A 24,995-nucleotide genomic window follows, 5' to 3' on the forward strand; every position below is an offset into this window, starting at 1 on the left:
ACTAACGGCGCAAGAAGCTGATCCCCGACAACTCATGAACCCCGAACATCAACAGCAGCAGGACGGCCGCCAGCGATACGTAGCTGATTCCGAACCTCCACCTTGTCGAGGGCAGTACCTCATAATATTTGTCATTATCGTAAGGCGTGTAATCGACCTGACACTTAATGGAGAGCTGCTCGCCCTCTTCCTTCTGGATTCTTTCGATGCCGGTGACATGTGTCCGGTGAATGATCGCTTGCTGCGTCATTGGCACCGTTCCATGAAACTGAAGACCTTCCCAGAACAGCTCCACGCGCTGCGTCTCATCCTGCAGGTCCGTATACGTCGTGAAGGGCAGCTCCCGTTTGTGCTCGGGTCCAGGTATCAGATAGCCCTGCTGGATCAACGGCTCCGCAGCTATCATAAAGGTCACGCTTACGGCCCGCTTCTCCTGCTTGCCCTTGCTGTTCTTCACGTACTTCACGTACAGATCATAAGCGAACATCGCCCAGATGATAAAGAACAGCCAGCTTTTCAGATAGACGATCACGACAAGTCCGCCGATCAGACCGACCAGCCACAGCCAGCGGGTGACGGCAGTCGCAATCCGTCCGCCATCCAACGGATGAATCGGCAGCAGATTGATCAGATTGAGGAAAAACCCCGTATAGGCCAAGCTGTACAACAGTCCGCTGTCCCAGATATAAGCCGCAGCGAAGACGGCGGCGGCCCCGATCGTGCCGAGCAGCGGCCCTCCCAAGGCGACATAGGCTTCCGTAGCCGCATCACGCGGATGGCGCTTCATATTGATCATCGCGCCCAGGAACGGGATGAATACCGGAGCGCTCACCGGAAGTCCCTTGATCTTGGACGCCCAGACATGCCCCATCTCATGGATGAAGATGAGCAGGACGAAGCCTACGGCAAATTGCCAAGGAAACGCCTGCGCATACGCCCAGATCGAGATCGCCATCGTGATGATCGCGCCACCTGCCTTGCCTAGCTTGAGCAAGGGCAAGAGGGCTTTCAGCTGAGTTAGCAGGAACATGGCGGCCGCGCCGATATACCATAGCGGACTTTGCTTTTTACGTTTTGTTTGCTGCTCCAAGGCACAGCCACGCCCCTTCGGTTTTTATCGTTTTAGTGGCTCCAGGCCTCGGTGTAGGCTTCCGGCTTGAAGCCGATGGTCACGCGCTTGCCGTCTGTTACGATCGGCCGTTTGATCAGCATGCCATGCGAGGACAGCAGCTTGATCTTCTCATCCTCGGTCATACCCGCGAGCTTGTCCTTGAGCTGCAGCTCCTTGTACACCTCGCCTGATGTATTAAACCATTTCTTGATGTCCAGTCCGCTAAGCGGGATCAGCTCCTGCAGCACTTCGACGCTAGGAGGCGTTTCCTTGATATGAATCCGGTCAAGCTCCCAGCCCTCCGTTTCCAGCCACTTGATGGCGCTGCGGCAGGTTCCGCAGACCGGGTAATGGTATATCGTCAGTTTATCGGTCGGTTGGGTCACAGTTCTCATCCTTTTCTCTATGAAAATTAATCAGGCCAGGTAACGCTTTTTATTATACCGACGAACGCAAGCCCACTGCAAATGACATCAGCCTCCGGCTCAAAAGTTGAAAAGCAGCGGTTATCCATCCATAATGGATACCAATGGAAACTTTTGTCGGCAAAGGAGCCTAGGCATGATTTATGTATTAAAAGCGCTTTACAGCTTTCTGCTGCCCCCCGGATTCTTCATCCTGTTGCTGGCGCTGCTCGCAGTGGTAGTGTTTATCCGTCTCCACCGCAAGTCCGGCGTGCTGATCGGGGCGGCTGCGGTTATCCTGTACGTCTTATCCACGCCCCTGGTCGCCGATGCGGTGATCGGCAGCCTGGAGAAGCGGTACGCCCCTCCGGCATCCTTCGAGGGAGACTCTTATATCGTGCTTGGCGGCGGGTCCCTGGCAGGCGTCCCGAGCCCAGCTGGAGAAGGGCAGCTGTCCGGACCTACCTTGCAGCGGGTCATCACCGCCGTCCAGCTGTATGAGCGCAAGCCACTGCCGATTATTTTCTCAGGCGGGCAGGTGTATGAAGCTTCCGGCAATGAAGGAAAGCTGGCGAAGCGGATGCTGCTAGAGCTGGGCATACCGGAGAACCGGATCCTACTGGACGATACCAGCCGGAACACGCAGGAGAATGCCCGGCATACGCAGCAGATTTTGACGAAGCAGGGACTGAGGAATCCCTTGCTCATTACGTCGGCCTTTCACATGGCCCGCTCGGTCAAGCACTTCGAAGCCCAGCAGGTAAAGGTAACGCCATACCCGACGGACTTCCGGACAAGCGGCAGCGGGAAGTCCCGTTCCTTCACCCAGCTCTGGATTCCGCAAGCCTCCGCGCTCGATAATCTGTCGGTCGCGCTGAAGGAATATCTCGGAATGCTGCAATAGTCTGACCCTTCAACACATCTACGCAAAAACAAGCAGAACGTTCCATTGGGTCCCAAGGAACGTCCTGCTTGTTCTAGTTCTGTGGAGGTCCGGCTACGGACCGGTTCGGCTACTGCACCTCACGAGCTTCGGCCTAAGTTCACTTCAGCTTTCGCGCCCTCATGTGCTTGGCCTAAGTTCGCCTTCAGCTTTCGCTCCCTCATGTGCTTGGCCTAAGTTCGCATCAGCTTTCGCTCTCTCATGTGCTTGGCCTAAGTTCGCTTCAGCTTTCGCTCCCTCATGTGCTCGGCCTAAGTTCACTTCAGCTTTCGCAGTTCAGCTTTCGCGCCCTCATAAGCGCCGACCGCAGACCGGTTCAGCTATCGCTCCCTTATCAGCTCCGACTCAGCCGTCTTGACTCAGCCTTCGCCACGCTCCAGCAGTCTCGCACAGGTCAGCATATCCTCCGGTATCGGCGCTTCGAATTCCATCCAGCGTTTCAGGACCGGATGCGTCAGACCAAGCGTGGCCGCATGGAGGGCCTGTCTCCCGATCAGGCCGCGGTCCGCCTCCGCCACGCCATACATACTGTCCCCAACCAGCGGATGGCCCAGGTGCTTCATATGCACCCGGATCTGGTGGGTGCGCCCCGTCTCCAGCCGGAGGCGCACCAGCGTCGCCGCACGGAACCGCTGCTCCACCCGGAAGTGCGTAACCGCCCGGTATCCGGATTCCGTCACGATGCGGATATGGGGGGAGTCAGGATCACGGTCGATCGGCGCATCGATGATACCTTCGTCCTGTGCGACAAGACCATGCACAAGCGCGATATATTCCTTCTTAAGCCCGTCCGCCTGCATCTGCTCGGAGATTTGCTGATGAACGTAAGGGTTCTTGGCGATCGCCAGCGCGCCCGACGTTTCCTGATCCAGCCGGTGTACGGGACGGAAGCGGAAGTTTTCGCCCCGCTCCTTCCAGTAATGGACAACGCCGTTGGCAATCGTACCGGTGTAGTGCCCGTGAGTCGGATGCACGATGACACCGGCCTGCTTGTTCAGAATCAGCAGCTCGTCATCCTCGTACAGAATTGTCAGCGGCATCGCCTGCGGCAAAATATCCTCCGAATCCTCCTCGGCCATACGTGCGGCAACCAAGTCACCGGTACGTACCGCCACATCGATATATTTGCGCGCTCCGTTGACCGTGATGCCCTCCTCGGTCAGCTTGAGACGCGAGACCAGCTTGCGGGACAGGCCCATCCGCTTCTGCAGCACCGTGCGCAGCAGCAAGCCGTCGTCCTCGGGCGGTACGATATACTCCAGCGGCTTGTAATAGGCCGTCATGACTTCCGGCGGAACACCTCGGCGCTCCGCACATACTCGACATCCGCCACACCTGCACGGTGATTGGCGGTTCTTGCGATCGTGAAGAACAGATCTGATAGCCTGTTCAGGTACCGTCTGACCTCTTCGTTAATCGGCTGAGTCCGCGCCAGCGTCACGACGCGTCGCTCCGCCCTCCGGCACACCGTCCGGCAGACATGCAGCGTGGAAGAAGCCAGACTGCCTCCCGGCAGGATAAACCGCTTGATGTCCGGCGTCTCGGCATCGTATTTGTCGATCAGCGTCTCCAGCCGGTCGACCATCTCGGCCTTCACCTTATAGGGCCGCAGCTCCTGCTTCAACAGCGCCAGATCCGAACCGCAATCGAACACCTCGTGCTGAATTTCGAGCAGATCGGCCATCAGATCGGCATCCCTCTCCGGATCAAGGAAGCCCATCGCTTGCCCGATAAAACAATTCAGCTCATCGGTCGTACCGTAAGCCTCCACCCGGTCATCGTCCTTATCGACCCGTCCGCCGATCACACCGGTCTGACCGGCATCTCCCGTTCTTGTGTAAATACGCATCGTAAACCCTCCCCTGAATGTGGTTACTTGATCATCTCATACAACCGCGTCATATCCAAGCTGCTGCGCACATGCTCCGCCAGCCGGTCGAACGCCGCCTCACGCTGCTCCTGGAAGCGCAGCTCTGCCTGCAAAGGCGCCCAGCCCTTCCCGGCCCGTATACGATTCAGGAAGGCACGACGGAAATCATCGTTGTGCAGCACCCCGTGGAGATAGGTGCCCCACAGCTTTCCATCCTGCGTCACGACTCCGTCTTGGATGAGCGCTTCCCCTGAACCCGCTGATGCACTGGAGCTTACCGCATCCGGCTCCAGGGTAAAGGCAGGCTCGACGGGCTCCAGGAAGGACGTGCGCCCCATATGAATCTCGTAACCGGTAACCGGATAGTGGGCGTCCTGCTCCGCATATAGCCTCGTGCTGCCTTCCACGCGTACCGTACGCTTATCGGCGGCAAAGACCGTCTCCGTAGGCAGCAGACCCAGTCCCGGGAGCTCCGGACGGTCTGATTCCACCAGCTCGGGATCCAGCAGCCGCTGGCCGAGCATCTGATAGCCGGCACAAATGCCGACCACCCAGCCGCCTTCGGCTGCCAGCTGTATGATCTCCCGGTCCAGCCCGGCTTGACGCAGATAGATGAGGTCATCCACCGTGTTTTTGCTCCCTGGCAAAATCACCGCATCCGGTCGTCCGAATTCGCCGGCCTTCGTCACGAACCGCACGCGAACATCGGACTCCTGCAGCAGCGGATCGATATCCGTAAAGTTGGATAACCGGGGATGTCGAATCACGACGATATCCAGCTTCTGACGCTCGTCTGCCGAGTCAGGCTGTCCCGCACTCCCGGCATGCCCCTCGGCCAGCCTGCGTTCCAGCGACGCCGAATCCTCATCCTCCAGGCCTAGATCGGGCAGATATGGAATAACACCGAGAACCGGCTTGCCTGTCCGTTCCTCCAGCCAGTCCAGTCCCGGCTGCAATAAGGTGACGTCTCCGCGGAATTTGTTGATCACGAATCCCTGAACCCGCGCCCGCTCCTCTTCCGTCAAAATCTCGAGCGTACCGACGAGCGAAGCGAATACCCCTCCGCGGTCGATATCCGCGACGAGCAGCACCGGAGCATCGGCCCACCCGGCAAGCCGCATGTTGACAATATCGCGGCTCTTCAGATTGACCTCGGCCGGGCTTCCAGCCCCTTCCATCACGACGATGTCGACCGACTGCCTTAGCCGGTGAAGCGCCTCCTTCACGACAATCTCCGCCTCCGGCAAATATTTCTCCCGGTAGGTCCGGGCATCCAGGTCGCGGTAAGGCTTGCCGTGAACGACGACCTGCGATACCATGTCCTTCTTAGGCTTCAGCAGAATCGGATTCATATCGGTCGTAGCCGCAATCCGACAGGCATCGGCCTGCATGCCCTGAGCCCGCCCGATCTCCTTGCCGTCCGGAGTGACATAGGAATTCAAGGACATATTCTGCGACTTAAAGGGAGCCACCCGGTAGCCGTCCTGCAGCAGAATGCGGCATAAGGCTGCCGTCAGCAGGCTTTTGCCGACATCGGAGGCCGTGCCTTGCAGCATTAGCGTTCTCGCATAGCCGTGACCTCCGGAAGCAGCTTCTTCTTGTTCTCCACTATGCCCAATTGTGGCCATTGCGGTAAGACCCGGCGCAGTATTCACGGCCGATTGAGCAGCCGACATATCCGAGATGGATCCCGTTGATTGCCCTGATGGCCTGCCTAGTACATTCTCGGAAGCGTCCGTATTCTGAAGCTTCACGTCAGATTCCTGCCGTATTCGCTTCTCGGATGAAGACTCCGCATCCAAGGATGTCTCCGGCATATCGAGAGACTGCCCGGCAGATGCCCTGTCCTTCTCTGCCAACAGTTCACCGATCACCTCGCCCAGCAGCACGATCACTTTAGCGTTGCTCTCTTGCCCCTTAACTGCGAGGCGTCCGTACGTGCCGTCTAGACCGGGGAAGGTGGAGGCGTCACGCAGCAGCACGCCCCGCCTGCCCATCGCCCGCTGCACATCGGGGATAAGCAATCCCAGCGGCTTCAGCGAGAACAACACAAAGTTTACGTCGCTGTCGTACACAGTTAAGCCCAAGCCGCGCAGCCCGGCAGTCAGCTCCTCCCGCGCAGGAGCCAGCCAGGCCAGCGTCCGGCGGGCGTATTCGCCGTCTTCCAGTGCGGCCAGCCCAATCCACTGAGCGAGTGCATTTACGCTCCATGGCACCTGCAGCCGCTTCAGCCCAGCGATGATGTCCGGATGAGCGATCGCATAGCCGAGCCGGATACCCGGCACCGCATAGAACTTCGTCATCGAGCGGATGACGATTAGATGCTGACTTGCCGCCGCATCGCGTGCCAGCGTCAATCTCTCCTCGTTCTCCGTGAAGTCGAGGAACGCCTCATCCACGATAGCCCTCGTGCCATCCGCGCCTGAGGCCAGCCATCTCAGCACCTCCTCCGGCAGTACCCGGCCGGTCGGATTGTTGGGATGGCCCAGGAACAGCGTGTCGCAGTCCAGGGACGCCTCACGCAAGGCATCCAGCGTGACCCCGAAGCCGTCCCGCTCATGGGCCGCAATATCCGCGATGCGTCCTCCCGCTCTCTCCACGGCCTCCTCGTACTCGCCGAAGGAGGGACGGACCAGACCGGTCACTTGCGGGCGCAGTACCCGGACCGCCAGGTCGATCAGCTCCGCAGCCCCGTTGCCGACCAGTATACTGGCCGGCTCGACGCCATGCTTCTCGGCCAGCCTGGCCGTCAGTTCCCGGACCGCCGGGTCGGGGTAATGAATCAGCTCCCGCCACCGCTCCGTCAGTATATGTCGCACCGCATCCGGCGGCCCCAGCGGATTCATATTGGAGCTATAATCGGTAAATCCTTCCTCCGGTGTGCCAAATAGCTCCGCAGCCGTTCGCAAATCGCCGCCATGCCCGTAACGCTCCAGCATCATCATCCGCTCCTTTCTACCACTGAGCCGCCAGCTTCATCAACACAAGCAGCAGCACAGCTTCCAGCACTTCATTGATCGCCCCGTAGGTATCGCCAGTGAGGCCTCCAAGCTTACGGTTTAAATACGCCGCCACAGCCGTCCCGACAAGCACCGTGGATGCAATAGTCAGTAAGGCTAGTCCCAGCGCCTGTCCGGCTGTCAGCGTCAGCCAGCCCAGACTCCCCGGCAAGCCGATAGCTGCCCCGCTCAGCAGCACGGCCGCCACCGTAGCGGCCCCTACATGCCTGCGTCCGACTTCGCGGAAAAAACCGCCGAGCCCACCGCCAGAGTCGGAAGCGTCCTTACCTGACGCATGACCCTGGGTTGTTATTTGACCCTGGATTGCCACTTGATCCTGGCCTATTACTTGACTCTCGCCTGCCGCTTGACCAACTTCAGCTTGGCCCGCTTCAGCTTGGCCCTGTCCGCTCTCAGGGGACTGCGCAGCGCTAAGCTCATGATTTCCGCTTCCCGCCGCCACAGCGGCTGCAGCATCGCCTGCCTGCTCGATGCCTTCCTGCACATGATCCGCATCCTGTACACGCACATGGCCTCCCCCGGCAGCCTTGCCGGAGCGGGCATAGGGCCATCCCCAGATGGCGACGACCATAAACCAGCGGCTCCACAGCATGACCAAGGGCAGCAGCAGCCAAGCCGATGTGCCGACGCTGCCCGATGACGGCAGCAGCTCGGCCAACAGCGTCCACTTCACGAGCAGCAGCAGCACGCAGACGATCACACCCATCGCGCCTACCCGGCTGTCCTTCATAATCTCCAGCATCCGCTCCCGCGAGCGGTGGCTCAATACGCCATCAGCCGTATCCATTAAGCCGTCCAGATGCAGCGCTCCGCTAAGCGACGCCCAGAAAGCCAGCGTCAACGCCGCCGTCACGGTCGCGGGCAGCTCCAGCACATCGGCAAGCAGCACGCCGAACGCCACCGTGAGCGCGCCCATCAGCCAGCCGGCAAGCGGATAAAAAATAACGCTCCGGCGAAACAAAGCGTTATCATAATGCAGCCGCACCGGCACCGGCAGCCGGGTCAAAAACTGCAAAGCCGCCGCACAAGCCGCGCCGGCCTCTCTTAGCCTACGAGGAGCAGTCCCCATACGAGCAATCCTCCTGCAATCAAGTAACTTACACCGTACAGCATCCGTACGGCACCTGCAATATCGTCCCGCTGCCGTTCACGCAGCGGCCAGCCCATCCGGGCCCGCTCGCTGACCCGGCCGTGGTATACATTCACTCCGCCAAGCTCGATCCCGAGCGCACCAGCCGCAGCCGATTCAGGGATACCACTGTTCGGACTAGGATGACGCTTGGCAAATCGCAGCACCGAGCGCGCGGAGCGGTTACCAGATAATCCAGGGACCGCATACGCCCAGAGGATCAGCAGCAAGCCAGCGAGCCGCGCGGGGATATAATTAAGCACGTCATCCCATCGGGCGGACGCCCAGCCGAAGTCGGCGTACTTCTCATTTTTATAGCCAACCATCGAGTCCAGTGTATTGGTGGCACGGTACAGCATCGCAAGCGGCGCACCTCCAAGCAGCGCGTAGCAGAGTGGAGAGACGAACGCATCGACGATATTTTCCGCCACCGTCTCCACCGTCGCCCGGGTGAGCTCCGGCTCCTCGAGCTTCGTCGTATCCCGTCCGACGATATAGCCCGTATACTTGCGTGCCTCCTCCAGCTCACCGTTCTGCAGCGGGACGTACACCGCCATGGCGGCTTGCTTAAGCCCCTTCACCGCCAGAGTCGTCGAGATGAACCAGACGTTCGCGGCATAGCCGAGCCATGGGTGTATCCATGACGTTAGCCAGACGATAGCGGTTATCACGGCGAAGGACAGACCGACGGTTACGGCTGTGAGCCCGATGCCTCGCACGCGCAGAGAGCGGGCCGATAAAGCAAGCCCCTGCGGGCGCAGACGGATCTCGAACCAAGCGATCCATCTCCCGATCAGCACGACCGGATGCGTAAGCCACCGCCAAGCCGGATCGCCGATAATCCAATCGGTGACGATCGCCGCAAGCGCCATCCACAACGCCTCTTCCCAGCTAAAAAACAACAAGCCCCGTCCCCCGCCATCTATGTTAGATATGTCTTAGCATTGAAAAGCGCGGCTTTTTAGCTCCACCGCAATACCAGCCGTCACAAGGAACAGCTGGTCGGCTTCCTGCGCGAGCCGTTGGTTCATCCTGCCGGAAGCATCGCGGAACAGCCGTCCCAGCTTATATTCCGGGACCAGCCCGCTTCCTACCTCATTGGTGACAAGCACGATCGGCTGCCGGGCTGAGTGAAAAGCCTCCACCAGCTCATCCACCTGTTCTTCCAGTCTACGGCCAGCATCCTCCTCCGGCTCCAGGCGCAGCAGCCAATTGGACAGCCAGAGCGTCAGGCAGTCTACCAACACGACTGGAGCCTGTGCCTCGCGGATCGCCTCAGCGAGTCCGTACTGCGCCTCGACGGTGTTCCATGGGTAGCCGCGCCGATCCCGGTCCTGACGGTGCAGAGCGATCCGCTCCTCCATCTCCTCATCATAGGCCTGTGCCGTAGCGATGTACAAGCCGTCACTCCCCAGTGTAGCAGCATACCGCTCGGCAAAGGAGCTTTTACCGCTTCGGGCGCCCCCCGTAACCAGCACCTTCACGCTCTATGTCCTGCCTGTGCTAATAATGAGGCCTGTTCCGAAGCTTGCTGGGCCGATGTTTCGCTTAGGTTAGCATCGCGTACTGCATCGGCTTCCGCTCCGCCAGCCGGCCCCTGCGAAACTCCGGCATCGGCGAAGGTCGCCATTTCCTTCATGATCCTTACCGACGCCTCGATCAGCGGAAAGGCCAGCACCGCGCCCGTACCTTCGCCGAGTCGCATATCCATCCGCAGCATCGGCGAGAGGCCAATCCGTTCCAGCAGACGCGCATGCCCCTGCTCCTGGGACAGATGCGAAGCGATCATATACGACGCGCTCAGCGGAGCTATCCGGGCGGCAAGCAGGGCAGCAGCCGATGAGATGAACCCGTCGATCACGACAGGGCAGCGGTGACGGGCAGCGCCCAAGATGACGCCGACCAGTCCGGCGATCTCCAGCCCCCCGACCTTGGCCAGCACATCGACCGGATCAGTCGCATCAGGACGGTTCAGTGCAACCGCCCGGCTGATCACCTGCTGCTTATGCTTTAGGCGCTCGTCGTCGATACCGGTCCCCCGTCCGGTAGCAGCCGCAGGGTCGGTATCGCCCAGTACGGTCAAGATGGCCGAGCTGGCCGTCGTGTTGCCGATCCCCATCTCGCCGGTGGCAAACATCCGGTAACCCCGTTCGACCAGCTCGCCGACCAGATCTATGCCGACGGAGATGGCCGCTTCCGCTTCCTCCCGGCTCATCGCAGGCCCGGCTGCCATATTCGCCGTCCCCTTGCGCACCTTGCGCGAGACGAGCTCCGGATGGCTCAGCTCCGCATTCACGCCGATATCCACGCAGACGACATCGGCTCCGGCCTGACGCGCCAGCACGTTCACCGCCGCTCCTCCGTTCAGGAAGTTTAGGACCATCTGCGGCGTCACTTCCGCTGGGAACGCACTCACGCCTTCCTCACAAACCCCGTGATCCCCGGCCATCACGATGACCGCCTTGCGGGACAGATCCGGTGTCAGCTCACCTGTGATGCCGGCAAGCTGCCGTGCGGTCTCTTCCAGACGGCCCAAACTGCCCGGCGGCTTGGTCAGACTGTCCAGACGTTCGGACGCCCGGACGACCCAAGCTTCATCCAGCGGCGAGATGGCCGATACGGCTTCCTGCCAGTTGCTTTTACTCATCATCAATTCCCCCTGCCAATAAAATTTGCGGAACACCGCTTTCCGGATGGGCCAGCACATGCGGCCGGGTTCCATATACGCGTTCCAGTAAGCCCGCCTGCAGCACCTCCTGCGGGCTGCCAATCGCGGTGACAACCCCGTTGTGCAGCAGCAGCAGTCTGTCGCAATATTGCGCCGCCAGATTCAGATCATGCAGCACAGAGATCACGGTCATGCCGCTCTCCTTCTGCCAGCGGCGAACCCTGTCCATCATCTCCACCTGATAGCCGATATCCAGGAACGTCGTGGGCTCATCCAGCAGCAGCAGCCTGGGCTCTTGCGCCATCGCCTTGCCCAGCGCCACACGCTGCCGCTCGCCTCCGCTCAACTGCTCCACCGACCGTTCCCGCAGCGGCTCCAGCTTGAGCCACTGGATCACCCGCTCCACCAAGGCCGAGGAATCTACCCTTTCATCGCCGAGCCAGTTCTGGAACGGGTACCTGCCCATCTCGATCACTTCCTGCACGGTGAAGCTGATAGGCGGCAGCGCATCCTGCTGCAGCACAGCCACTAGGCGGGCAAGCTCCTTGCGGGAATAACTGGCGACCGGTCTGCCATCCAGTTGGATGCTCCCCGCACTCGCTGGCTCAACGCCGGTCAAGGTTTGCAGCAGCGTCGTCTTGCCGCTTCCGTTGGGACCAAGAATACAGAACCATTCACCCGGCTCCACCCGAAATTGAACGCCGTCCAACACGGTCTGTGCCCCGTAACGCTTATGCAAACCTTCCACTGCCACCTCGATCATGCCTTCATGCTCCTCCCCTAAGCCCCTTGTCCGCGAACCAGCTTCTTACGCCGCCTCAATAAATACGCAAAGAACGGAGCCCCCATGAACGCGGTCACCACACCGAGCGGAATTTCCGTAGGCGCGAGCAAGGTCCGTGCCAGTGTATCCGCAAGCACCACATAGATCGCACCCCCAATGACGGATAAAGGAAGCAATAACCGGTAATCCGGTCCGACCAGCAGACGGATCAGGTGCGGCACGAGCAGCCCCACGAAGCCGACTACGCCCGCTACTGACACCGCTGCAGCCGTAATCAGCGTCGAAGCGATCAGCACGACCAGCTTGGTCCGCTCCACATGCACGCCCAGATGAGCAGCCTGCCGCTCGCCCAGCGCGAACAGATTCATGGCCCGGCCGTAGCCGAGCAGAATGATCATCCCTACCGCCAGATAAGGCAGCAGCAGCAGCGAGTAGGACCAGCCTCTCAGCGCCAGGCTGCCCATCAGCCAGAAGATGATCTCGTTGATCACCTGCTTGGACATCGAGACCATCAGCGATACCAATGCGGATAGAAACGCCTGAAGCACAACCCCAGAGAGAATGACCGTCTCAATCCTCAGCTTCCCGTCCGTCCGGGCTAGCACAAGCACCAGCATCAGAGATAAGGCCCCTGTGCCAAAGGCAACAGCAGGCACGCTCCATTCGCCGAACACATACTGCAGCCCGAATAAAATAAGAAAGGAAGCACCTACCGACGCACCCGAGGATACCCCGAGCGTATAGGGATCGGCCAGAGGATTGCGCAATACGCCCTGGAAGGCCGCTCCAGCCAGTCCCAGCGCCGCCCCCACGAGCATGCCGAGCACAATCCGCGGCAGCCGTACCTTCCAGACGATCTGCTCTGAGGAGGCAGCCCATGACGGGTCTATGCGTCCATCCATGCCCGGCAGGTGATGCAGCAGAATACTCCAGACATGAACGAACGGTACCCGGACCGAGCCGACGGACAACGCTGCGGTCACGGTCAGCAGGAGCAGCAGAATCGCCGCTCCGCCCCACATCATGAGCTTACGCTTCATTTACTTCACCAGTTCCGGATAGATGCCCTTGGCGATTTCCTTCAGACCTTCCGTAATTCGCGGTCCCGGACGACTGGTCGTATCCTTGTCGATCCCCGCCAGCTTGCCTTCCTTCACGGCATCGATCTTCTCCCACCCGCTGCGCTCGCGGATGAGCTGATCGAGCGTTTTCTTCGACTTGTCGTCGATCAGGTTATTCGGGTACAGGATCACCTTCGGATTTTCCGCGATGACCTTCTCTTCGCTCAGCTGAACATAGCCCTTCTCGGACGCATACACATTGATGCCCCCGGCTGTCTCGATCAGCTCGCTCAAGAATTCTCCGGAACCAACGGTCCAGCCGGGCGAGAACTCGATCAGCACTTTCTTCTTCTCCTCAGGCTTCAATCCTTTTACCGCGTCCGTAACCTTCTGACGATCGGCCTTCATCTGATTGACCAGCTTCTCAGCCTCGGCCTGGCGGTCGAAAATTTCGCCCATCAGCAGCAGATTGGTCAGCACGTCATCGATTTTCTTAGGCTGCACCTGGAACAGATTGATCTTCAGCTCGCGCAGCTTCTCCACGGTTTGCGTCTTCATCGACACGCCGGTCAGCGTCAGATCGGCACCTGCTCCGATCAGTGCCTCTTCATTGGGCTTGGTGATGCTGCCGAGCTTCGGCTTCGACTTGGCCTCTGCCGGATAATCGCAGAAGTCGGATACTCCGACTACCTTATCTCCCAGCCCCAGTGCGAATAACATCTCCGTTTCGCTAGGGGAGGTCGAGGCGATCCGCTCTGGTGCCTTCTCGAATACGAATTCCTTGCCTGTCGCATCCTTGACCTTCAGCGGGTAAGTCGTACGCTTCGCTTGCGCAGCACCCTGCTGCGTTCCGCTTTCGGCCTTCGGAGGGTCGACGAGCTTGCCTTGATTAGGGGCTTGTGGAGGAGCCGGGCTAGCTCCACAGGCTGCCAGTGTCCCGGCCAGTGCCAGACTCAGAACGACAGTCAACAGCTTTCTTGTCCTTCGTTTTAACTTGATATCCATGTCATGGTTCTCTCCTTCTCTATAGGGCTTACATGTACGATGCAAAAAACCTCTGCCGTCGGATCTGGATCCGGAGCAGAGGACAGACTTGTACCTAGTGGCCAGCCTGCATGAATGATTCCGCAGTAAGGTCCCATCGCCGCCTTGTCGCTGCCGCCCCTTTTTCCTCGAAAGGAACTAGCTGTTCCGGCTGCGGGCAGGTCTCCTGACTTCCGGACTCCTTACGGCGCTTCCTGCCTTCCCATGGCCGCCTTTGGGCGTCCAGCAGTGGCTTCATTCGAAAGCTTATCGTCCGGTTACAGTGGCGGGACCGCGCCGGGTTTTCACCGGCTTCCCTTTTAACCCATCGGGCAGATGCATCAGCCCTGGGCACCCGTGCCGTCGGCCATCCCGGACAGGCCGGGACGGCTTTCATCTTGATTTGCTATTTTTGCGCGATCTGCTTCATCACCAGCTTGGCCTTCTCAATATCCTTGGCATTCTGGGGAATAAACGCATACAGATCTTTTCCGTTAAACTGCAGGTCCGTAAACCACTTGGTATGCTCTAACGGAATACCGTACAGATGCTTCTCCAGCTTTGGATTCGACTTGTCTGCCGACTTATTACTCTTATCGTCGACCGGCAGCTCCAGCACCCCATCCGGGAAATCGGCCGGATTCGCCACATCATCGAGAGGCACGAAACCGCCCTGCTTGCTCATCCCCTGAAATTGTTCTCCCGGGATGACCAGAATCCCGTTGCCCCCTGCTGCAATCTCTACAATCATCTTGTCCATCGAAAACATCGGAGATGCCGATATCGATACTGTCGGAGCTTCCCCCACCTTGCCGATCAGGGAGGCCTCCAGCTTCTCCGCTACGTCGCTTGGAATGCCGGTTTTAGACATCATGAAGATCGGTACATCCGCTTTCGGTCCGCCTCCGCAACCCGCCAGAATCAGAACCAGTAAAGCACAGAGCAGCCAGCTTCCTTTCCTCAAGACCAGTTCCCTCCATCCGATATGTTCGTCAGCTTCCCAGGCAATCTGCCTAGCCGTCTCATCGTCATATCTTACCATACCGGAATCGTTTGTATCAAAATTATTTGCCCTCTGCATAGACGCCAATACCAGTTGCGGTGCAACAAAAGAAGCCGCTTCTCAGCGGCCTCTTCGGTGGTTACGCATATATTCGTTAATTTTAATATCCAGCTCCATACTGATTTCAACAACGCGGGGGGAGGTCAAGCTGCTGCCGCTCTCTACAAGCGCCTCAAGCTCTTGACGCAAACGATAAATTTCATCTTCTAAAGACGCAGATGCCGAGGTTGCTTTTCGTTTCCCAAAAATCCACTTGGCCTTGTGGTCGTTTTCATGAATCCATCCGACTTGAAGGTGTTGCCGAAGCCGATATTCCGGAAAAGCCATTGTTCATCCCTCCCTGTTCCCGATCTTTAGACCCACAAATAAAAGTTTCATAAATGTTTAGCTATGAAACTTCCATGTATCTAACATACCAGTTTTGGGAGAACTTGAAAATGGCTTTTTTTGTCGAAACTACAACTTTTTCATGAAATTTCCTATCCTGTCGAATGCTTCGGTCAGCTGGCTCACGGAATAGGCATACGAACACCTTAAAAATCCCTCTCCGCCCAGCCCGAATACGTTCCCGGGGACAGCCGCAACCTTTCCTTCGAACAAAAGCCGGGTCGCGAATTCTTCCGAACTAAGACCCGTTTCCTGGATAGACGGGAAAGCATAGAATGCGCCCTGAGGCTCATGGCACGGTAGACCAACTTCCCGGAATCCCTGAACCGTGAGTCTTCTGCGCTGGTTATAGGACTCGACCATCCGGTCCTTCTCTTCCCCACCGTTGCGTAGAGCTTCCAATGCAGCCACTTGACCCATTGACGGAGCGCACATGATCGTGTATTGGTGAATCTTGAGCATGCCCGCGATCAGCTCACGGTGTGCACAGACGTAGCCCATCCGCCAGCCGGTCATCGCGAACGACTTGGAGAAGCCGCTCACCAGAACCGTTCTGTCGCGCATCCCCGGGATCGAAGCGAAGCTAACATGCTTCTGCTCATAAGTCAGCTCGGCATAGATCTCATCGGAGATGACGATCAGATCGTTCTCTTCGACGATCTTGGCGATCGGCAGCCAATCTTCGTAGGTCATGATCCCGCCCGTCGGATTGCTCGGGTAACAGAGGATCAGAACTTTCGAGTTCGGCGTAATCGCAGCCCGCAGCGACTCCGGCGTCAGCTTGAAATTGTCCTTGGCAAATGTTTCGATGCCGACAGGCGTGCCGCCGCTCAGTCTGGCAATCGGACCGTAGGTGATATACGTAGGCTCGGGGACCAAAATCTCGTCGCCCGGAGAGATCAGCGCCCGCAGCGCCAAATCGATCGCTTCGCTGCCCCCTACCGTCACGATAATCTCATCCGACGGCTCATAAGGAACGAGGAACGAATCATACAAATACTCCGCGATCGCCTCGCGCAGCTCCGGCATCCCGGAGTTCGGCGTATACTTCGTATTGCCGCGCTCAAGCGCATGCACGCATGCATCCCTCACATGCCAGGGCGTACTGAAGTCCGGCTCGCCCACCCCGAGCGAGATGATGTCTTTGCTGCCTACAGCAAGGTCAAAAAATTTGCGGATGCCTGAAGGAGGGATATCTCTGACTACCGGCGTCAGATAGCTGCCCATGGATTTAGAGCTCTGGCCGGAGCTTTGCTTATTTATCATCGTTCTCAGCGTCCTTTACGGTGAGATTAACAGACGGCGGTCATCCTCATGATCCTCGAAGGTAATCCCGTCCTGTTTATATTTTTTAAGAATAAAATGCGTTTTGGTCGACAATACCCGATCGATCGGCGACAGCTTGTTGGAAACGAACGAGGCCACTTCCTTCAAGGTCTTGCCTTCGATTTCGACGAGAAGATCGTAGGCTCCCGACATCAGATAGACGGATTTCACTTCCGGATATAGGTAGATCCGTTCTGCGATCGCATCAAAGCCGCGGCCGCGTTCCGGCGTAATTTGAACTTCGATCAAGGCGGTCACTTTCTCGCTGTCCACTTTGGCCCAATTCACGACCGTCGCGTATTTCACGATAACGTTCGCTTCCTCGAGCTCCTTGATCGCCTCCGCCACTTCCGCCTCCGATGCCCCCAGCAAGGTTGCGATCAGCGCAGGGGTACGGCGCGCGTCTTCTTTCAGCAGCTCAACGATTTTCAATTTGAATTGTTCCATGATTCATCCTCCTGACCAAGTCATGCATGCCAAGCATAAAGCCTTTCAAGCTTTTGCTTATCTCTCCATATTACACCTATCGCTGTTCCTTGGCAAAGGAAAAAAAGCCTTCCGGGACGGAGGCTTTTATAGCATGCTGACGGCTTGCACTCAGCTGGCCTGGACGGCCGTTTGGCGGACAGCGGCCTTGAGCAGCTTGCTCATATAGGTTTCGATCTCCCGGCCGCGGTAAGCGGGCAGAATCGCGAATTCCATCGTTTCCCCTACGGCTGTGTCTTCCTTCCGCCTGCCCAGGCCAACCAGTCTCTCCTGATCATACGCGGCGATGACGCGGCCGGCGCTGCTGCGGAGTGTTTCATATTCAAAGGCTTGCAGGGGTGAACCCTGACCAGCCATAGCTTCGATGAGCTGCCGAACGTGCGCCTCGCAAGGTAATTCGTTATGCAAAGCAATTTTCATGATTTCATGTCCCTCCCAGGGTGATGATTGCAGACAGATGATCATCAATGCTCTCGCTTATTATTATACATTATAATGAATAAATATTCAAACCTATTTGACAATATGACATATAAGCCCGATTTCCCAATAGGGAAACCGGGCGCTGTTCATGCAGACAATCTCAGGTGGCTTGCGTTAAAAGATATCCATGCTTAAATACCGTTCGCCGGTATCGGGCGCAATGCACAGCACCCGCTTGCCGCGGCCCAGCTTCCGGGCAACCTGCAGACCAGTCCATACCGAGGCCCCGGCCGATGGGCCAACCAAAATGCCCTCCTGCTTGGCGAGCTCCCGCATCGTATGCAGCGCATCTTCATCGGCCACCTGTACGATTTCATCGTAGATGTCCGTGTTCAGAATCGCCGGTACGAAGCCCGGACTCGTGCCGACCAGCTTATGCGGCCCCGGCTCCCCGCCGGACAGCACTGGGGAACCTTTCGGCTCGACGACGTAGATGCTGAGGTCAGGCAGCGCCTTGCGGAGCTCCTCCCCCGTGCCGGTAATCGTCCCTCCGGTGCCAGAAGTCGCCACGAAGGCATCGAGCCTGCCCTCCATTTGCCCAAGAATTTCAGGTGCTGTGGTCAGCCGGTGAATGTCCGGGTTGGCCTTGTTCTCGAACTGCTGCGGAATAAAGCTATTCGGGATGCTGTCACGCAGCTCCTCCGCCTTGCGGATCGCCCCGGGCATCCTCTCGGCCGCCGGCGTCAGCACTACCTCAGCGCCGTAAGCCTTCAGGAGATTAATACGCTCCTTGCTCATATTGTCAGGCATGATGAGAATCGCCTTATATCCCTTGGCTGCCGCATTCATCGCCAGCCCGATTCCGGTATTGCCGCTTGTAGGCTCGATAATGGTCGCTCCCGGCTTCAGCCTGCCGTCCAGCTCCGCTTGCGCGATCAAGTTATAGGCAGCCCTGTCCTTCACGCTGCCGCTAGGGTTAAAGTACTCCAGCTTGACGTACACCTCCGCGTCCTGCTCGCCCGTCAACCGACGGATTCGGACAGCCGGCGTGTTCCCGATCAGCTCCGTTACGCTGTTTACCATTAATGCACGTCTGTTCATTCTTGCAGACAGCTCCTCTCCCGCTCTTGACCCATGCTATTCACCAGTATTTCTATAGTCTTAATTGTTATAGACCTGGGCCTGATTGTCAAGGGAAAGGACGAAATCAACCTGCCGTAAGCATGCTCGGATCAGGCAGTCTTCGCTTTGCGCATGAAGTAATAAGCGATCAGGGGCGAGCAGCCGAGGCCCAGCAACAGCCAGTTCATCACGACAGGCGAGGCGGTCCACGATACGATCAGGATGAATACGGCCGTCCCCACAAGCCGGCCCGCATTGAGCGCCAGCTCGCGCATGACGATATATTCCTCCCGCAGCTTCGCACTCTCCTCATCCTGGCCGATCAGATCGAACACGATCGTCGTCATCGGAATCCCGTACAACGGATAGAAAAGCGCAGCCCCGATCCCGAAAATCAGCAGCGTCGTAAACGTCACCTTCCAGAAAAACGGCAAAATGATAGCGACAAGCATCACCACACCCAAAAGCATCGCCTTGCCGCGGTACTCTGGCTTCAGGTACTTGCCTGCGAGCATAAAGCTGACGAGTGCCACCGCTGACGAAATCAGTGCAAAATTCCCCAGCTTCATCTCATTGCCCGTATGCACGTAGACGAGCAGCCCGATCATAAACCCGAATACGCCTTCCCGTACCCCTTGGGCTGCCAGCGCCAGCCCGACCTTGCGCCACTGGGTATCCTTTTGCCGCAGGCAGGTCCAGGTCAGCAGCCATTCATAAGTGCCTGACGTCTTCCGCTTCTTCAGGAAAAAACTGACGACCGCTCCAATCAGAAACACGATTAGTGAAATCGTGAAGATCAGACGGTACCCGGCCTCCGCTTGCATCCGAACGATCAGAAAGCCTGAGATCCAGGGAGCGGCCATCCCCGCTCCAGAGCCTAAAAAGCCAGCCCAGCCGTTGAAGCGGTCGCGGTTCTCGGGACTGGTCACTTCAAAATATACCACGTTGAAGGCCAGCCAAAAAAAGCCTGCGGCCATCCCCTGCACAATGCCCAGCAGAACAAAATAGTCTGCCGCTCTCTCTCCTAACCACAGCACCAGCATATAAAATGCGGCCGAGACTACGACCCCTGCGCGCAGGCAGTTCATTTTATTATGCTCCTTCACCCACTTGCCACCCAGCCAGAAGGTCAGCGCCATCGTCATATAGTGAACCAGCGTAAACCACCCAATCAAGGAGAAGTCATGCTTGGCCTTCCATAAATACACATTGACGAAGGTGCCGGACAAAGCGTTGCCCGTCGCGAAAAGCCCATTCACTGCCAGCAGCAGCTTGGATTGCGTATCCAGCGGCGCTCTTTTTTTACTGGCCTGCCCGGATCCGGACAGGTCTTGCTTACGCTCCTGCTTCCCGCCGATGCCGGACCAGGCTGGCTGTCCTGTCCCTGCCTCCCCGGGGGTACGTGCGCCATGATGAGGAAATTGCTTCGATCCGGTATGCATACCCTCCACCCTATCCCTCTTGGAATGTGTTAGTTAACGTTCCCTATTCCCGGGGAAAGCATGACCTCCAAGCAAAAAAAGGAAACCTCCGGCCGCAAGCGGCAGTTGGTTTCCTTCTAAAGTCGTGCTCGGCGGTGACATGCCCGAACGATGATTGGGCAAAGCTTGCCGGTCCCGTTTATTGGCTGCCCACTTGCTTGAGCAGCTGCGTCATCGCCAGACGATCCTTCTCGGCCAGAATATGCTCGACCTTAAAGCAGGATGGACAAACGAAGACCTGCGACGCGAATCCAGCAGGGAGCAGCGGCTGGCGTGCAGCGCGATGCACGAAGGGCTCGAACGTATCCGCCTGCCGGTGAACCCCTGCGAGCAGCATGAAGCTTTGGCAGGATGGACATTCGGGAGCTTCCTCCTGATGGTCCAGCAGACGCTGAGCGCCCTCCTCGTATTCGTCCATACCCTCCAGCTCGTTCTCGTCGAATTCCTCGTATGCGTCGAAATCCTCATCCTCGTCTTCATCTTCATCTTCGGACCGGTCCAGCTGACCGCTGCGGGGAACTGTCAGCTGAATACTGCGGTACTCGCCCAAATCATTAAAGCAGTGGGGACAAGCCGACTCCGGTCCAATCTCCGGATCCCACACAATCTCGGATTGACACCATGGACAAATCTGATCCTCCGGGTGAGCCAATCTTCATTCCTCCTTCAAAAAACGCAAGCATTCTGTCACCAGACAGAATGCTCACGACTTGATGCCTTACGCATGATTAATAAAATAGTAAACGCCCGCGCCCAAAAATACAAGCGCCAGCGCCAGTAATATTCCCCATAAATACTTCAACTCTGGGCACCTCACCTTGACTACGGATTGCAACTGAATCTGAATTAAGTCACGCTGGCCCCGATGACATACGACAGCGAGACGGACAAAATCATGGAGATCAAGCCCACTGCCCGGTTATCCTGCTGAATCTGCTCATCAATCTTGAAGTACGGCGTCAGGAACTCAAAAATAAAGTAAGCAACCAGGAGCAGAACAAAACCGTAAGCGGCCCAGGTCAGCGAGAATAGTAGCGAATCATTATTCAAAATGGCAAAGCGGAAAATATTACAAATTCCGAAGATCTTCCCGCCCGTCGCCATCGCTACAGCCACGTTGCCTTTCTTAATCTCATCCCAATCCTTGTACTTGGTCACCAGCTCGAAGACCGCAAGAAAGACGACGAGCGCCAGTACGGCCACCGAGAAAAATGCCAATGTCTCCACAAACGGATTGCCCATGATTGCGTCCACCTCTTCATTCATCATGTTCGACTATCACCTTGCCCTCCTCGTAGGCTCCGGACACAACCGAAGAGACTGAAGGCTCCTGCGAACCTTCAGTCTCCGTGAATCCGTTGTATTTCCTGCTGGAATTAGGCTTCAGGTTGTTTCTTGGCCGCGAGTCTCGCCCGCAGAGCGGCTAGCTCGTCGTCGACTCCGTCATTCTTCGACAACGCATTAAGCTCATCGTCCAAGCTTCTGTCCTTCGAACGAAGCTCATTGCTCGCTTCCGCTTCCGCTTCCAGCTGAAGCACCTTCTCGCTCATCCGGTCGAAGCCCTTGGCTGCATTGTCAGTCCCGAATCCAGACATCGCCTGATTGATCTGTTTTTGCGCCTTGGCAGCTTCCGCACGGGCAATCAGCAGATCCTTCTTGTTCTTCATCTTGCCGAATTCGTCCTTCATCTCAGAGAGCTGGTTACGCAGACGGTCCGCATTGGTCTTGGCGGTATCGAACTGTACCTTCACCTCGTCATGACGGGTCTGATGTTCTTTCTTATCCTGAAGTGCGCGTCTGGCCAGGTCTTCGTTGCCGGCTTCAAGCGCCTTGAGCGCCTGCTCCTCACGCTTCTGCACCATCTCCAGAGCTTCCTCGTACTGCTGCTTGAATTTTTTCTCTATGGCAATCTGTTTGGCTACCGCGATCTCGGCCTCCTGGATGTCGGCCTCCATGTCACGAAGGAACTGGTTCAGCATCTTGACAGGATCTTCTGCTTTGTCCAGCAGATCGTTGATCGAAGCCATCGTCAAATCGCGCAAACGTTTAAAAACTCCCATTGTAGTTCCTCCTAAGTAGTAGATATTATATTGTGCCACAGCCTGCAGAGCCAGTAACATCGGTGTTTATATCTATTCATACGGAGTTAGCCGACAGACGTTTCATCCAATTCGGGAAAAAATCAAAAGGAATTTTTTATTTTAACTCCGCAACCGTCACGCCTGCCCCGCCTTCGTTATAATTGCCCAGACGTTGGCTCTTGACGTGCTTATGCCTGCGCAAATAGTCCTGAACGCCGGTCCGAAGCACACCTGTACCCTTACCATGGATGATGTAGACATGCGCAAAATTCGCCAAATAAGATTCGTCCAGGAACCGATCGATTTCCATAATCGCTTCCTCGACGTTGGCTCCCCGCAGATCAAGCTCCATCTTGGCGTTCTCGTCTCTCGTCCGCTTCAGGCTGGAGGTGGCCTTTGGAGGCTGCGGCGCCTTGGTTTGGGAAGCTGCTGCCTTGAACAGCTGCACATCGGCCTTGTTGACCTTCATCTTGAGGATGCCAAGCTGCACGGTCACCTCATGGTCGCCGGCAATCTCAACCACATGGCCCCGCTGCCCGACCGTCGTGACGAGTACCTCGTCCCCCGGTTCAATCCGGTCAGGCTTGCGCTTTGCAGCAGATGGCTGCTTGGACTTCAGCTCCGGTACGGCATCGTTCAGCTTGCGCTTCAGCTCGCTGATCTTGTGATCCTTGACGCCTCCGCCTTCCTCACGCTGCAGCCGGCGCAGCTCGGTGACCACTTCCTCGGCTTCGCGGCGTGCCTTGGCGACAGCCTCGCGCGCATCGCGCTCGGCACGCTCCAGCAGCTTGTCGCGCTGCTCGTCGAAGCGTTCGCGCTCGCGGCGCAGCTCCTCGCGCAGCCGCTCGACCTCACCGCGGAGCTGGGCAGCCGAAGTACGCTCCGCTTCCGCCTGAATCGTGTTTTCCTCCAGCGTGGCGATCATCGACTCGACGCGCTGCTCCTCCTCGTCGACCTGCCCGCGGGCATGATCGATGATCGGCTTCGGCAAGCCGAGACGCGAAGCGATCGCGAACGCATTGCTTCGTCCCGGGACGCCTACAAGCAGCCGGTAGGTCGGACGCAGCGTCTGCACGTCGAACTCCATGCTCGCATTGATAACGCCAGGGCGGTCGAAGGCATAGGCCTTCAGCTCCGAATAATGCGTGGTCGCCAGAATCCGGCAGCCCATCCGGTGGATATAATCCAGGATGGAGATCGCGAGAGCCGAGCCCTCGGCCGGGTCGGTACCCGCTCCCAGCTCATCGAGCAGGACCAGGCTTTTCGGTGTCATTTCCTTCAGAATGCGGATGATATTGGTCATATGGCTGGAGAAGGTACTCAGGTTCTGCTCGATGCTCTGCTCATCGCCGATATCGGCATAGATCGCATCGAACACGCAGAGCTGACTGCCTTCCTCCGCCGGGACGAACAAGCCGGACATCGCCATCAGCGACAATAAGCCGACCGTCTTCAGCGACACCGTCTTCCCGCCCGTATTCGGACCTGTCACGATAATGGATGAATACTTATTGCCCAGCTCAAGATCAAGCGGCACCACCTGGTCCGGCGCGATCAACGGATGCCTGCCCCGCTTGAGCTTGATAAAGCCGCGGTCATTCAAGAGCGGAAGCGTCGCTTTCATCTCGCGGGCGAGTCCAGCCTTGGCAAAAACAAAGTCCAGCTCGGCAAGCGCATCGACGTTGACGAGCAGCGTATCTGCCGAATCGGCTACCAGCGACGTGAGCAGACGCAAAATCTTCTCAACCTCGACCTCTTCCTTGAGCTTAAGCTCGCGGACCCGGTTGTTCATCTGCACAACAGCTTCAGGCTCGATAAATAGCGTCGCGCCGGAAGCGGACTGATCATGGATCATGCCGCCGAAATGCCCCCGGTACTCCTGCTTGACCGGGATGACGTAACGGTCGTTGCGCAGCGTGACCAGATTGTCCTGCAGCATTTTCTGGATCGAAGGCGTCCGCACCATCTGCTCCAGACGCTCGCGGGCCTTGGACTCGCTGCCGCGCAGCTCCTGACGGATGCGGGCCAGCTCAGGGCTGGCGGAATCGACGACATTCGCATTCTCGTCGATGCATTGGCGGATACGGTCTTCCATCGGCTTATGATCGGTCAGACGGCCGGTCAGCTCAAGCAGTAGCGGAAGCGGGTACTCTCCATTCACATCGTCGAGGAACTTGCCCAGCCTGCGCCCTCCCTGACTCGTCATCGAGATATCCAGCAGCTCGGTCGTATTCAACACGCCGCCGATCCGCGCGCGATGCACGGCATTACGGATGTTCCGGATGCCTCCGAACGGCGCTCCACCCCTCAGCCGGTCCACATTCACGGCTTCCTCCGTCGCCTGCAGACGAGACTTCACCTGCTGGAACTCGCCGCTCGGCGACAGCTCCATCACGAGCTCCTGACCAAGTGAGGTCGAAGCGTGATGGGCACAGCGTTCCAGCACAGCGCGGAAATCAAGCGTATTTAATATTTTCTGATTGTAAACAGTCATGGTTTTCATTGGTTTCTGTAAAGAACCTGCCTTTCCTAGCCTTAGCCCGTTACACATGCTATTATATCCAACTTACGTTTCCAAAGCGAATGATTTTGCCTGCACCTCCCATTCATACA

General features: G+C 57.7%; 24 protein-coding genes and 1 riboswitch. Of the genes, 1 reads left to right on the plus strand and 23 read right to left on the minus strand.

All coding sequences use genetic code 11. The features are described from left to right. Nucleotide 1: 1 nt before the first annotated feature. Both WMW72_RS03705 and WMW72_RS03710 read right to left on the minus strand, forming a co-directional pair. Nucleotides 2–1,090 carry a site-2 protease family protein gene (locus tag WMW72_RS03705; protein ID WP_341414048.1) on the minus strand — a complete coding sequence of 363 codons (1,089 nt, stop codon included), beginning with the start codon at nucleotides 1,088–1,090 and terminating at the stop codon, nucleotides 2–4. 32 nt (nucleotides 1,091–1,122) lie between these two features. After that, the gene (locus WMW72_RS03710; RefSeq protein WP_341414049.1) at nucleotides 1,123–1,497 is read right to left on the minus strand and encodes an arsenate reductase family protein; all 375 of its coding nucleotides are present in this window, start codon (nucleotides 1,495–1,497) and stop codon (nucleotides 1,123–1,125) included. A 175-nt stretch (nucleotides 1,498–1,672) separates the two neighbouring features. Here WMW72_RS03710 and WMW72_RS03715 point away from each other — a divergent pair, with 175 nt between their 5' ends. After that, a complete protein-coding gene (locus tag WMW72_RS03715) occupies nucleotides 1,673–2,419 on the plus strand; it encodes a YdcF family protein (protein WP_341414050.1) in 747 nt (248 codons plus the stop codon). Nucleotides 2,420–2,817: 398 nt separating this feature from the next. On the opposite strand, the gene WMW72_RS03720 is transcribed toward WMW72_RS03715, so the two are convergent. The 21 genes from WMW72_RS03720 to WMW72_RS03820 form a co-directional block, all read right to left on the minus strand. Then, nucleotides 2,818–3,741 carry an RluA family pseudouridine synthase gene (locus WMW72_RS03720; RefSeq protein ID WP_341414051.1) on the minus strand — a complete coding sequence of 308 codons (924 nt, stop codon included), beginning with the start codon at nucleotides 3,739–3,741 and terminating at the stop codon, nucleotides 2,818–2,820. After that, on the minus strand, nucleotides 3,738–4,307 hold the full coding sequence (locus tag WMW72_RS03725; RefSeq protein ID WP_341414052.1) for a cob(I)yrinic acid a,c-diamide adenosyltransferase: 570 nt from the start codon (nucleotides 4,305–4,307) through the stop codon (nucleotides 3,738–3,740). The genes WMW72_RS03720 and WMW72_RS03725 overlap by 4 nt, the downstream gene beginning before the upstream one ends. A gap of 23 nt (nucleotides 4,308–4,330) precedes the next feature. Further along, nucleotides 4,331–7,267 (minus strand): cobyric acid synthase, encoded by a 2,937-nt coding sequence (locus tag WMW72_RS03730; RefSeq protein ID WP_341414102.1) that lies wholly within the window; start codon nucleotides 7,265–7,267, stop codon nucleotides 4,331–4,333. Nucleotides 7,268–7,283: 16 nt separating this feature from the next. Beyond that, a complete protein-coding gene (locus tag WMW72_RS03735) occupies nucleotides 7,284–8,417 on the minus strand; it encodes an adenosylcobinamide-GDP ribazoletransferase (RefSeq protein ID WP_341414053.1) in 1,134 nt (377 codons plus the stop codon). Further along, on the minus strand, nucleotides 8,393–9,382 hold the full coding sequence (gene cbiB / locus WMW72_RS03740) for an adenosylcobinamide-phosphate synthase CbiB (RefSeq protein ID WP_341414054.1): 990 nt from the start codon (nucleotides 9,380–9,382) through the stop codon (nucleotides 8,393–8,395). The genes WMW72_RS03735 and cbiB overlap by 25 nt, the downstream gene beginning before the upstream one ends. Before the next feature lie 33 nt (nucleotides 9,383–9,415). Beyond that, nucleotides 9,416–9,961 (minus strand): bifunctional adenosylcobinamide kinase/adenosylcobinamide-phosphate guanylyltransferase, encoded by a 546-nt coding sequence (gene cobU / locus WMW72_RS03745; RefSeq protein ID WP_341414055.1) that lies wholly within the window; start codon nucleotides 9,959–9,961, stop codon nucleotides 9,416–9,418. Beyond that, nucleotides 9,958–11,124 (minus strand): nicotinate-nucleotide--dimethylbenzimidazole phosphoribosyltransferase, encoded by a 1,167-nt coding sequence (gene cobT, locus WMW72_RS03750; RefSeq protein WP_341414103.1) that lies wholly within the window; start codon nucleotides 11,122–11,124, stop codon nucleotides 9,958–9,960. The genes cobU and cobT overlap by 4 nt, the downstream gene beginning before the upstream one ends. Continuing rightward, the gene (locus tag WMW72_RS03755) at nucleotides 11,117–11,908 is read right to left on the minus strand and encodes an ABC transporter ATP-binding protein (protein WP_341414056.1); all 792 of its coding nucleotides are present in this window, start codon (nucleotides 11,906–11,908) and stop codon (nucleotides 11,117–11,119) included. The genes cobT and WMW72_RS03755 overlap by 8 nt, the downstream gene beginning before the upstream one ends. Nucleotides 11,909–11,925: 17 nt before the next feature. Next, on the minus strand, nucleotides 11,926–12,969 hold the full coding sequence (locus WMW72_RS03760) for a FecCD family ABC transporter permease (RefSeq protein ID WP_341414057.1): 1,044 nt from the start codon (nucleotides 12,967–12,969) through the stop codon (nucleotides 11,926–11,928). Continuing rightward, nucleotides 12,970–13,995 (minus strand): ABC transporter substrate-binding protein, encoded by a 1,026-nt coding sequence (locus WMW72_RS03765; RefSeq protein ID WP_341414058.1) that lies wholly within the window; start codon nucleotides 13,993–13,995, stop codon nucleotides 12,970–12,972. A gap of 178 nt (nucleotides 13,996–14,173) precedes the next feature. Further along, nucleotides 14,174–14,389, minus strand: a riboswitch (cobalamin riboswitch). Nucleotides 14,390–14,419: 30 nt separating this feature from the next. Further along, nucleotides 14,420–15,055, minus strand: coding sequence for a type 2 periplasmic-binding domain-containing protein (locus WMW72_RS03770; RefSeq protein WP_341414059.1), 636 nt, complete (start codon nucleotides 15,053–15,055; stop codon nucleotides 14,420–14,422). Between the two features lie 81 nt (nucleotides 15,056–15,136). Next, complete coding sequence (locus tag WMW72_RS03775; RefSeq protein WP_341414060.1) at nucleotides 15,137–15,403, minus strand: aspartyl-phosphate phosphatase Spo0E family protein; 267 nt, start codon at nucleotides 15,401–15,403, stop codon at nucleotides 15,137–15,139. A 129-nt stretch (nucleotides 15,404–15,532) separates the two neighbouring features. Beyond that, nucleotides 15,533–16,729, minus strand: a complete 1,197-nt coding sequence (locus WMW72_RS03780) for an aminotransferase class I/II-fold pyridoxal phosphate-dependent enzyme (RefSeq protein ID WP_341414061.1) — start codon at nucleotides 16,727–16,729, stop codon at nucleotides 15,533–15,535. 15 nt (nucleotides 16,730–16,744) lie between these two features. Beyond that, nucleotides 16,745–17,236, minus strand: coding sequence for an Lrp/AsnC family transcriptional regulator (locus WMW72_RS03785; RefSeq protein ID WP_341414062.1), 492 nt, complete (start codon nucleotides 17,234–17,236; stop codon nucleotides 16,745–16,747). 150 nt (nucleotides 17,237–17,386) lie between these two features. Beyond that, on the minus strand, nucleotides 17,387–17,695 hold the full coding sequence (locus WMW72_RS03790) for a hypothetical protein (RefSeq protein ID WP_341414063.1): 309 nt from the start codon (nucleotides 17,693–17,695) through the stop codon (nucleotides 17,387–17,389). A 177-nt stretch (nucleotides 17,696–17,872) separates the two neighbouring features. Further along, the gene (gene cysK, locus WMW72_RS03795) at nucleotides 17,873–18,781 is read right to left on the minus strand and encodes a cysteine synthase A (protein WP_341414064.1); all 909 of its coding nucleotides are present in this window, start codon (nucleotides 18,779–18,781) and stop codon (nucleotides 17,873–17,875) included. 149 nt (nucleotides 18,782–18,930) lie between these two features. Continuing rightward, nucleotides 18,931–20,262 (minus strand): MFS transporter, encoded by a 1,332-nt coding sequence (locus WMW72_RS03800; RefSeq protein WP_341414065.1) that lies wholly within the window; start codon nucleotides 20,260–20,262, stop codon nucleotides 18,931–18,933. 178 nt (nucleotides 20,263–20,440) lie between these two features. Then, nucleotides 20,441–20,953, minus strand: coding sequence for a hypothetical protein (locus WMW72_RS03805; RefSeq protein ID WP_341414066.1), 513 nt, complete (start codon nucleotides 20,951–20,953; stop codon nucleotides 20,441–20,443). Nucleotides 20,954–21,147: 194 nt separating this feature from the next. Then, the gene (locus tag WMW72_RS03810; protein WP_341414104.1) at nucleotides 21,148–21,567 is read right to left on the minus strand and encodes a DUF350 domain-containing protein; all 420 of its coding nucleotides are present in this window, start codon (nucleotides 21,565–21,567) and stop codon (nucleotides 21,148–21,150) included. A 110-nt stretch (nucleotides 21,568–21,677) separates the two neighbouring features. Next, entirely contained in the window at nucleotides 21,678–22,361 is a 684-nt protein-coding gene (locus WMW72_RS03815) for a PspA/IM30 family protein (protein ID WP_341414067.1), read from the minus strand. A gap of 136 nt (nucleotides 22,362–22,497) precedes the next feature. Then, nucleotides 22,498–24,876, minus strand: coding sequence for an endonuclease MutS2 (locus tag WMW72_RS03820; protein WP_423227504.1), 2,379 nt, complete (start codon nucleotides 24,874–24,876; stop codon nucleotides 22,498–22,500). Between the last annotated feature and the right edge of the window lie 119 nt (nucleotides 24,877–24,995).

The organism is Paenibacillus filicis, assembly GCF_038070315.1.
GTDB lineage: Bacteria > Bacillota > Bacilli > Paenibacillales > NBRC-103111 > Paenibacillus_G > Paenibacillus_G filicis.

Coding starts and splice junctions, on each gene's coding strand:
- WMW72_RS03715 (WP_341414050.1), top strand. CDS start 1,673: ATGATTTATGTATTAAAAGCGCTTTACAGCTTTCTGCTGCCCCCCGGA.
- WMW72_RS03720 (WP_341414051.1), bottom strand. CDS start 3,741: ATGACGGCCTATTACAAGCCGCTGGAGTATATCGTACCGCCCGAGGAC.
- WMW72_RS03725 (WP_341414052.1), bottom strand. CDS start 4,307: ATGCGTATTTACACAAGAACGGGAGATGCCGGTCAGACCGGTGTGATC.
- WMW72_RS03730 (WP_341414102.1), bottom strand. CDS start 7,267: ATGCTGGAGCGTTACGGGCATGGCGGCGATTTGCGAACGGCTGCGGAG.
- WMW72_RS03735 (WP_341414053.1), bottom strand. CDS start 8,417: ATGGGGACTGCTCCTCGTAGGCTAAGAGAGGCCGGCGCGGCTTGTGCG.
- cobT (WP_341414103.1), bottom strand. CDS start 11,124: ATGAGTAAAAGCAACTGGCAGGAAGCCGTATCGGCCATCTCGCCGCTG.
- WMW72_RS03755 (WP_341414056.1), bottom strand. CDS start 11,908: ATGATCGAGGTGGCAGTGGAAGGTTTGCATAAGCGTTACGGGGCACAG.
- WMW72_RS03760 (WP_341414057.1), bottom strand. CDS start 12,969: ATGAAGCGTAAGCTCATGATGTGGGGCGGAGCGGCGATTCTGCTGCTC.
- WMW72_RS03765 (WP_341414058.1), bottom strand. CDS start 13,995: ATGGATATCAAGTTAAAACGAAGGACAAGAAAGCTGTTGACTGTCGTT.
- WMW72_RS03770 (WP_341414059.1), bottom strand. CDS start 15,055: ATGGTAAGATATGACGATGAGACGGCTAGGCAGATTGCCTGGGAAGCT.
- WMW72_RS03775 (WP_341414060.1), bottom strand. CDS start 15,403: ATGGCTTTTCCGGAATATCGGCTTCGGCAACACCTTCAAGTCGGATGG.
- WMW72_RS03780 (WP_341414061.1), bottom strand. CDS start 16,729: ATGATAAATAAGCAAAGCTCCGGCCAGAGCTCTAAATCCATGGGCAGC.
- WMW72_RS03785 (WP_341414062.1), bottom strand. CDS start 17,236: ATGGAACAATTCAAATTGAAAATCGTTGAGCTGCTGAAAGAAGACGCG.
- WMW72_RS03790 (WP_341414063.1), bottom strand. CDS start 17,695: ATGAAAATTGCTTTGCATAACGAATTACCTTGCGAGGCGCACGTTCGG.
- cysK (WP_341414064.1), bottom strand. CDS start 18,781: ATGGTAAACAGCGTAACGGAGCTGATCGGGAACACGCCGGCTGTCCGA.
- WMW72_RS03800 (WP_341414065.1), bottom strand. CDS start 20,262: ATGCATACCGGATCGAAGCAATTTCCTCATCATGGCGCACGTACCCCC.
- WMW72_RS03810 (WP_341414104.1), bottom strand. CDS start 21,567: ATGAATGAAGAGGTGGACGCAATCATGGGCAATCCGTTTGTGGAGACA.
- WMW72_RS03815 (WP_341414067.1), bottom strand. CDS start 22,361: ATGGGAGTTTTTAAACGTTTGCGCGATTTGACGATGGCTTCGATCAAC.
- WMW72_RS03820 (WP_423227504.1), bottom strand. CDS start 24,876: ATGACTGTTTACAATCAGAAAATATTAAATACGCTTGATTTCCGCGCT.